Below are 7487 nucleotides of genomic sequence, written 5' to 3'. Positions count from 1 at the left end.
AAGGTCACCCCTCCGCGGACCAGATCCTGGGCCAACTCCGGCAGCAGAGGCGCAGCTTCGACCCCCTACGCGCGCGTGTGTGGCACAAGAGCAGCGCCAAGGGCCGGTGATCCGCTTCCTGGCTCCGTCGTGGGCTCGTTTCGTCCAAGCCTTGCGGCGAGGTGAGTTCACGCCTGAGGGCGGACTCTCCGGAGGGTGATGTTCCCCGGAGGGCTACCGCGCAGTAACCGCATACTCCTACGCTGCCCCCAACTCGGCTACAGCGAAGGGGTTTTGAGGGATGCGCGTAGTGAGACGACTGGCGGCGCTCGCGGGTGCCGCCGCCCTACTGGTTGCGATACCGGCGAACGCCCGTGCGGCTTCGCCCAAGCTCTCCGAGACGACGGCGATCGGCACGCACAACGCGTACGACAAGGCCAAGTACACGTATTTCGCACAGGCTCTGGACTCCGGCGCCTCGCTGCTGGAGCTGGACGTGTACGTGGACAGCCTGAGCCACCGGTGGCGGGTCAGCCACAGCAACCCGCTCGGCAACGACAACAACTGCGAGGCCGCGAAGACCCCGAGCGAGCTGTACAGCAAGAGCCGCAACCAGGATCTGGGCAGCTGCCTGGACAACATCGCGGCCTGGAACCAGCTCCACCCCGACCACCCGCCGATCGTGTTCAAGGTCGAGATGAAGGTCGGCTTCAACAACAACGCGGGCCTCGGCCCGGACGAGTTCGACACCCTGGTCTCGCAGAAGCTCGGCAACAGCGTCTACAAGCCGGCCGACCTGCTGGGCGGGACGTACTCCTCCCTGGACGCGGCGGCCAGGGCCAACGCCTGGCCCTCCCGGGACTCCCTCAAGGGCAAGTTCCTCTTCGAGCTGATCCCGGGCACGGTCGAGAAGTCCAACCCCTTCGACCACTACTGGACGGACCAGGAGTACGGCGACCACCTGCGCGACCTGTACGCGGCGGGGAAGACCGCCGAGGCCCAGGCCTTCCCGGCCGTGCTCGGCGCGGAGAACGGCGACCCGCGCACCAGCCGTTACGACGCCTCGATCCGGCCCTGGTTCGTGTTCTTCGACGGGGACGCGGCGACGTACGTGAACAACGGGTACGACACCTCGTTCTACTCCGCGAACCACTACATCCTGATCACGACGGGCGCCGACGGCGTGTCCCCGGCGATCTCCTCGACCAACCCCACGGACGCGGAAGTCGCCGCCCGGCTCGCGCTGCTGGCCAAGGACCACGCGAGCATCATCACCTCCGACTGGTCGGCCAAGCCCGCGTCGGTGCTGGGGTCGGTGACGGCCCGGGGCTGACATTCCGGGTACGGGGGCGGATCCTGCGTGCCAAGGTGGGGCATACATGAGTCAACTCCTGTCCCCCCACTGACACTTAAGGGAGTCCCCCCATGATTCACGGCATCGACGTGAGCGCGTACCAGTCGTCCTCGTACGACACGGACGGCCTCTCCTTCGTCTTCATCAAGGCGACGGAGGGGCGTTCGTACGTCAACCCGAGACTCGCCGCCCAGACCAGGACCGGCCGCGACGCCGGCCTCGTCGTCGGCTTCTACCACTTTCTGTGGCCGGGCCACATCGCCGCCCAGGCCGAGTACTTCGTCAAGCACGCCCCGGAGAAGGCGGGCGACCTGCTCGCCGTCGACTGGGAGACGACCAGCGAGGGCACGCACGCCAGCAACGCGGAGAAGGACCTGTTCATCCGCACGGTCAAGGAGCTTCGGCCGAACAACCAGGTGATCCTGTACACGAACCGGGACTACTGGCTGAATGTCGATACGACCTCCTACGCGGGCGACGGCCTCTGGATCGCCGACTACGTCACCGCGGGCAAGCCCCGCATCCAGGCCAAGTGGCGCTTCCACCAGTACAGCAGCGAGCCCCACGACAAGGACCTCGCCGCCTTCGAGAGCAAGGCAGCGCTGCGGGCGTGGGCCGCGGATGCCTGACCCCGCTCGATCACCTGCCGGAACCCCGACTCCGCCCGGAGCCGCCTCACGAGTGGGCCACACCTGGGAGGAGTCGGGGACAGAACCTAGCCGCGGAAGTCCGCCGGCCGCTCCAGGGACGCCTCCGTCAGGGCCTTGCGCACGGCCTCGGCGCCTGCCCGCAGGCCGTACACCGGGGTGCCCGGCTGCTGGCGCCAGGACTCGTCGATGCCGCCCGCGTCGACCGTGTCGAAGCCCAGCTCGTCGATGAGGTCGCGGACGACCTGCTTGGCGGCCGTGTCGTCGCCGGCCACCGGCAGGGCCATGCGCTCGGGGTCACCGGCCGGGCGGGGGCGCTCCAGGATGTCCTGGGCGTAGGTGCCGTTGAAGGCCTTGATCACGGGGTGGCCGAGGTGCTGTTCCGTCCAGCGGCTCTCGGTCAGACCCTCGTCCTCGATCGCGGCGATCCGGCCGTCCCGCTGCTGCGGGTAGTAGTTGCCGGTGTCGATCACGGCAGCGCCCTCGGCCGCGCCGTCCAGCAGCCCGGAGGGGAGGTCGGGGACCCGCTTGAGCGGGACGGTGACCACGACGACCTGGGCACCCTTGGCGGCCTCGGCCGCCGGGACCGGGGTCGCACCGGTCTCCTCGGCCAGTTCTTCGAGGGTCTCGGGGCCGCGCGAGTTGGCCACGGACACGTCATGGCCGAGGGCGGTGAGCCGCCGGGTGAGGTTGCCGCCGATGTTGCCCGCGCCGATGATGCCGATCTTCATGACAGACCCTTCCAGGATCGATGCATGTGCATGCTTCCGTCATCGGCGACAACCCCGGGGGGAGCGGGACTATTCCGGTGGCTGCGGCAAGAGAGTGAAACCCCTCAGACTTGTACGACGATCTTGCCCGTGTGCCGGTTGGACTCCATCAGCCGGTGGGCGTCCCGGATCCGGTCGAGTCCGTCGAAGACCTCGCCGACGACCGGGCGGAGGGTGCCGTCGGTGAGACCCGAGCCGATGTAGTCGGCGGCGCGGCGGCGGCCGTCGGCGGTGCCGGTCAGGGTGAAGTTGCTGTAGCCGTGGACGGTGACGGGCCAGTTCCGGGGCAGCTCGATGGGCTGTTCGGACAGCCAGCCGTAGCTGATCATGGTGGCGTCCTCGGCGGCCGCCTCGCCCAGCTCCCGGAAGACGGGACCGCCGATCGCGTCCATGATGATGTCGGCGCCCCGGCCGTCGGTCAGCCGCCGGGTCTCCTTGGTCAGGTCCTCCCGGTCGGTGACGACGACGTGCTCGGCACCCAGGTCGAGCAGGGCCTGCCGCTTGGCCTCGGTGCGCGTGGCGGCGATCGGGACCGCGCCGGCCCGCCGGGCCACCTGGATCGCCGCGGTGCCGGCCCCGCTGGACGCCCCGGTGATCAGCACCCGGTCCCCGGCCGCCAGCCCCGCCCGCTGGATCAGGGCGCCGTACGCCGTCGTGTAGGTGAGCCAGACGGCAGCGGCGGTGACGGCGTCGATGCCGGCGGGGCGCGGCACGAGCGAGGTCTCGGGCAGCAGCACCAGGTCGCCGTAGACGCCGTGGGAGCTGAGGTTGAAGTTCGCCGCGGTGAGGACCGGGTCGCCGGGCGCGAACGCCGTCACGCCGGTGCCGACCGCCGCCACCTCGCCCGCGGCCTCGTAGCCGTTGCGGGAACCCGGCAGCGTCGGCTGGTAGAAGTAGGCCCCGGAGCGGAGCATCGCCTCGGCCCGGTTCAGGCCGAGCGCCTCGACCTTCACCAGCACCTCGCCCGGCCCGGGATCCGGCAGCTCGACCTCCTCGACCGTGAGCACGTCGGGGCCGCCGAGTTCGTGAAAGAGCACTGTGCGTGCGGAAGTTGTCATGCCGTCGACGCTAGGCCCCGGCAGGAAGACGATCCATGCTCCCCTGTCTCGAATTCATGCCCGTACGTCTCCCCACGGGGGAGTTCCCGCCTAGGCTGGCGACATGGACGTACTCAGCGATGTCGTCGCGGCGATGCGCGTCGGACGCCCGCACTCCGCGCGCCGGGACAAGTACGCGCCCTGGGGGCTGCGGTTCGCCGCGGCCGACGAGGCCGGGTTCCATGTGATGCTGCGCGGCTCGGCCTGGCTGATCCCCGAGGACGGCGAGCCGGTGGCACTGGCGCCCGGGGACGTCGTCTTCCTCGCGCACGGGCAGGGACACGCGCTGGCCGGCGCGCCCGACGTGCCGCTGCGGGAGGTACGACTGCTGCCCGACGGCACCTGGATCGGCCCCCCGGACCAGGACGAGCAGCGGTCGGGCTGCCCGGACGCGGTCACGCTGTGCGGCTTCTACCGGCTCGACCGGGACCGCGCCCACCGGCTGCTGGCCGAACTGCCGCAGATCGTGCACCTGCCCGCCCAGGTCGGCAGTCACCGTTCGCTGCGGGCGGCGGTGGAACTGCTCGGGATGGAGCTGGAGGAACAGCGGCCGGGGACGGACTCGATCGTCACCTCGCTGCTGGACACCCTGCTGCTGTTCATCCTGCGGGCCTGGTGGGAGAGCGAGCGGGCGGCAGGCCGGGCGCGGGGCTGGGCGGCCGCGCTGGCCGATCCGGCGGTCGCGGCGGCGCTGCGCGCGGTCCACGGCGATCCCGCGCGCGCCTGGACGGTGGCGGAACTCGCCGCGGCCGGCGGCCTGTCCCGGGCTGCCTTCGCCCGCCGGTTCAGCGCGCTGGTGGGCGAGCCGCCGCTGACGTACCTGACCTGGTGGCGGATGACGGTCGCCGGACGGCTGCTGCGCCACGACGACCTCACGGTGCGCCAGGTGGCCGGGCGCGCCGGATACACCTCGGAGTTCGCCTTCGCCAAGGCCTTCAAGCGGGAGTACGGGGTGGCGCCGGGGCGGTACCGACGGGGGGCGGCCTAGGCGGCCGGCTCCTTCGGGTCGGAACGTACCTGCACCTCCTGGAGCGCTGCTCCAGGAGGCGGACTGAGCCAGGAATCGCCTCCCCCTACGGGGAGGGAAGCAGTCACTTGTTCAGGTAGGCCCAGAACTCGTCGAACGACAGGACCTTGTCGCCGTTGAGGTCGCGGGTCTTGATGATGGCCGCAGCGACCGTCTCGGTGACGTTCCAGTCGCCCTCCTGGGCCAGCGCGTGCTTGAACTCGGCGGCGGTGATGACACCGTCACCGTCCGCGTCGATCCGCTGGAACTGCTTGCGTGCTTCCTCGATGTCCGCCACCGATCCACCCCTTTTGTTCGTGTTTCTCATGCCGTGCCGGCGTACTGTCGCTGGTCAGACTAACGGCCCTCACGCGCACGGAGTGCGGCGACCACCCAGGCGAAGTCCTCGGCGTGCGGGGGCGCGGGCTGTCGGTTCACGATGGCGAGCAGTTCGCGGTAGCGGGCGACCCGGTCGTTGAAGGCGGCCGTCATGCGTTCCAGTACGGCGGTCCGGTCGGCGTCGCCGAGCAGCTCCCGCAGGACCGCGTCGGCCTCGGGCGCCCCGGGTTCGATGCCCCGCTCCCGGGCCTCGCCGACCAAGTCCGCCAGCCGCCGGGCGAACCACGAAGCGCCCCCGTCGCGCGCCTCGGGCGTGCGGTGGTCCGCGTTGAACTCGGCCGCTCGGCGCATCTGCGTGCGGAACTCCGGGTCCTGGAGCATCTCGGCCAGCTCGATCCAGGCGTCGACCTGTTCGGGGGTGGGCTCCTCCGCGAGGTCCGCCGCGGTGCGCCGCATCAGCTCACGGATCTCCGGCGGGACGTTGTCGAGCCCGTGCAGCGTCTCCCCCACGAACTCCTCCATGATCCGCTGCCGCTCGGCGGCGGACAGCCGGGCAAGCTTGTTCATGAGGGTCGTCTCCTGCGCGCTCGAACCCCGTCGTGCCACCGACGACAGGACGGCCTTCGTCACCTTCAGCGACCGGATCTGCGCGTCCAGCGCCGCCACATGGGTGGCCGCGACCTCGGCCACGGTCCGCTCGCCGGCCAGCACCCGGTGCACGTCCTGCAGGCCGAGCCCCAGCTCGCGCAGGGTGCGGATCAGCTCCAGGCGGGCCACCGAGGCGGCGTCGTAGAGCCGGTAGCCGCCTGCGGACCGGGCCACCGGGGGCAGGACGCCCTCGTCGGACCAGTAGCGGATGGTGCGAACCGTCAGGCCGGTGGCCCGCGCCAGCTCGCCGATGGTGAAGAGTCCGGTGCCGTCGTCGATCACGTCTGCGAGTCTGGGCCTTCCAGTCGGTGGAGACTCAAGGAGCGCGGCGTGGAGGCCTTGCGGGACATTCTCGACGCGGCGGCTCGCGGTGTCTTCCCGCCGGCGGACGGCGGTCGTGCCGCAGGCCTGCCACCGGGACGCGGGCGTCCTCGCCTTCACCGCGCACGCCGTCGTGTTCACGGACGAGGATCCGGACTGGGTGCGCGAGGCGCTGCGCGCGGTGGACTGCGACGCGCCGGCCGCGCCCATGAACCCGCGGTTCCTGGCGGCGTTCCTGGAGCGGACGGGACGCAGGAACGAGACCATCGACGCGATGCTGGTGGGCACCCCGCTGCCGGGTGAGCCGCCGCTCGCGCTGAAGGAGATCGAGGACCCGGACCACTCCCGGGTCGTGTATGCCCGCGGGCGGCGCGACGAGGTGCGCGCGTGGACGGCGGAGGGCGGTGTGCTGGTGACGGGGCGTGGGGTCGGCGGCCGGCTGGAGGTCTCCGTCGAGGTGGACGAGGACGTACGGCACCGGGGCCTGGGGCGGCGGCTGGTGACCGCCGCCCGGCATCTCGTCGCGGAGCCGCTGTGGGCCCAGGTCGCGCCGGGGAACGCCCGCAGCATGCGGGCGTTCCGGGCGGCCGGTTATCTGCCGGTGGGCGCGGAGGCGCTGTTCATCACCCGGTAGGGCTCAGTGCCACGGCTCGTAGTACGGGTTGCTCTCGCAGTCGCTCATGATCTCGACCTTGGTCTTCTTGTCGACCGGGCAGACGCCGATGATGTACTGCCGGGCGATGCCGCCGGGGAACGCCACCTTTACCTGGTCGGCCCATTTGTGGGTGTCGCCGATGGTCTTGTTGACGTCGACGCCGCCGGGAGCGTCGATGTAGTAGTTGTAGCCCGACTTGTACCAGGTCTTGTACAGGTCGTGGTCGTACGTCGTCGAGACGTACGGGGACGGCTGGTTGACCAGGACGTACTGCTCGATGTCGTACTGGCCGTCGATGACGTCCTTCGGGTGGAAGCCCTGCTCGAAGACGGTCGCCGGGCCGCGGCTGTCGCTGCGGTAGAGCGTGCCGCAGGTCTTGCGCCAGACCGGCTGCGGCGTGATGCGGTCGACGTCGACGCGGCGGTCGACGGCTGCCTTGACCGGGTCGTCGAACTGGGGGCAAGCGGCGGCGGCAGCGGCCTTGGGGGGGTGCCGGAACCGTGGCGGCGGTCGTGGCGAAGACGGCCGCGAGGGACAGGACGGCGGCAGCGGCCTGCCGTCGCAGGCGAGTTGGGATCATGCGGGGCATGATCCCGGTTCTGTGTCGGAGGCTTGTGGATCATCACCCGATCGGCGGCGTGTCCGGCCGATCGGGTGACAACCGGCCGCGT

At 70.8% G+C, this 7487-nt stretch carries 7 protein-coding genes and 2 pseudogenes; 4 read left to right on the top strand and 5 right to left on the bottom strand.

The window, feature by feature from the left end; all coding sequences use genetic code 11:
* The first annotated feature begins 280 nt into the window (after nt 1-280).
* Both AQI88_RS39815 and AQI88_RS39810 read left to right on the top strand, forming a co-directional pair.
* On the top strand, nt 281-1312 hold the full coding sequence (locus AQI88_RS39815; protein ID WP_067010136.1) for a phosphatidylinositol-specific phospholipase C domain-containing protein: 1032 nt from the start codon (nt 281-283) through the stop codon (nt 1310-1312).
* 92 nt (nt 1313-1404) lie between these two features.
* The gene (locus AQI88_RS39810; RefSeq protein WP_067010134.1) at nt 1405-1962 is read left to right on the top strand and encodes a GH25 family lysozyme; all 558 of its coding nucleotides are present in this window, start codon (nt 1405-1407) and stop codon (nt 1960-1962) included.
* An 86-nt stretch (nt 1963-2048) separates the two neighbouring features.
* Here AQI88_RS39810 and AQI88_RS39805 read toward each other — a convergent pair whose 3' ends face one another.
* Together AQI88_RS39805 and AQI88_RS39800 are read right to left on the bottom strand one after the other, a co-directional pair.
* Nucleotides 2049-2726: an NADPH-dependent F420 reductase gene (locus AQI88_RS39805; RefSeq protein WP_317936525.1), complete on the bottom strand. Its 678-nt coding sequence runs from the start codon at nt 2724-2726 to the stop codon at nt 2049-2051.
* Nucleotides 2727-2815: 89 nt separating this feature from the next.
* Complete coding sequence (locus AQI88_RS39800; RefSeq protein ID WP_067010130.1) at nt 2816-3808, bottom strand: zinc-dependent alcohol dehydrogenase family protein; 993 nt, start codon at nt 3806-3808, stop codon at nt 2816-2818.
* A gap of 103 nt (nt 3809-3911) precedes the next feature.
* Here AQI88_RS39800 and AQI88_RS39795 point away from each other — a divergent pair, with 103 nt between their 5' ends.
* Entirely contained in the window at nt 3912-4835 is a 924-nt protein-coding gene (locus AQI88_RS39795) for an AraC family transcriptional regulator (RefSeq protein ID WP_067010128.1), read from the top strand.
* Between the two features lie 103 nt (nt 4836-4938).
* On the opposite strand, the gene AQI88_RS39790 is transcribed toward AQI88_RS39795, so the two are convergent.
* A complete protein-coding gene (locus tag AQI88_RS39790) occupies nt 4939-5151 on the bottom strand; it encodes an EF-hand domain-containing protein (RefSeq protein WP_067010125.1) in 213 nt (70 codons plus the stop codon).
* Nucleotides 5152-5210: 59 nt separating this feature from the next.
* Nucleotides 5211-6122, bottom strand: a complete 912-nt coding sequence (locus AQI88_RS39785) for a helix-turn-helix domain-containing protein (RefSeq protein ID WP_067010123.1) — start codon at nt 6120-6122, stop codon at nt 5211-5213.
* A 48-nt stretch (nt 6123-6170) separates the two neighbouring features.
* Between AQI88_RS39785 and AQI88_RS39780 the strand changes: the two are divergent.
* Nucleotides 6171-6795: pseudogene (locus tag AQI88_RS39780) on the top strand (GNAT family N-acetyltransferase).
* A 3-nt stretch (nt 6796-6798) separates the two neighbouring features.
* Here the strand turns inward: AQI88_RS39780 and AQI88_RS39775 are convergent.
* Nucleotides 6799-7396 (bottom strand): annotated as a pseudogene (locus tag AQI88_RS39775) (ADP-ribosyltransferase).
* Between the last annotated feature and the right edge of the window lie 91 nt (nt 7397-7487).

It is taken from the genome of Streptomyces cellostaticus, assembly GCF_001513965.1.
Classification (GTDB): domain Bacteria; phylum Actinomycetota; class Actinomycetes; order Streptomycetales; family Streptomycetaceae; genus Streptomyces; species Streptomyces cellostaticus.
Note: the sequence above shows the minus strand (reverse complement) of the source record. Positions and strands in the feature narration are given on the sequence as shown.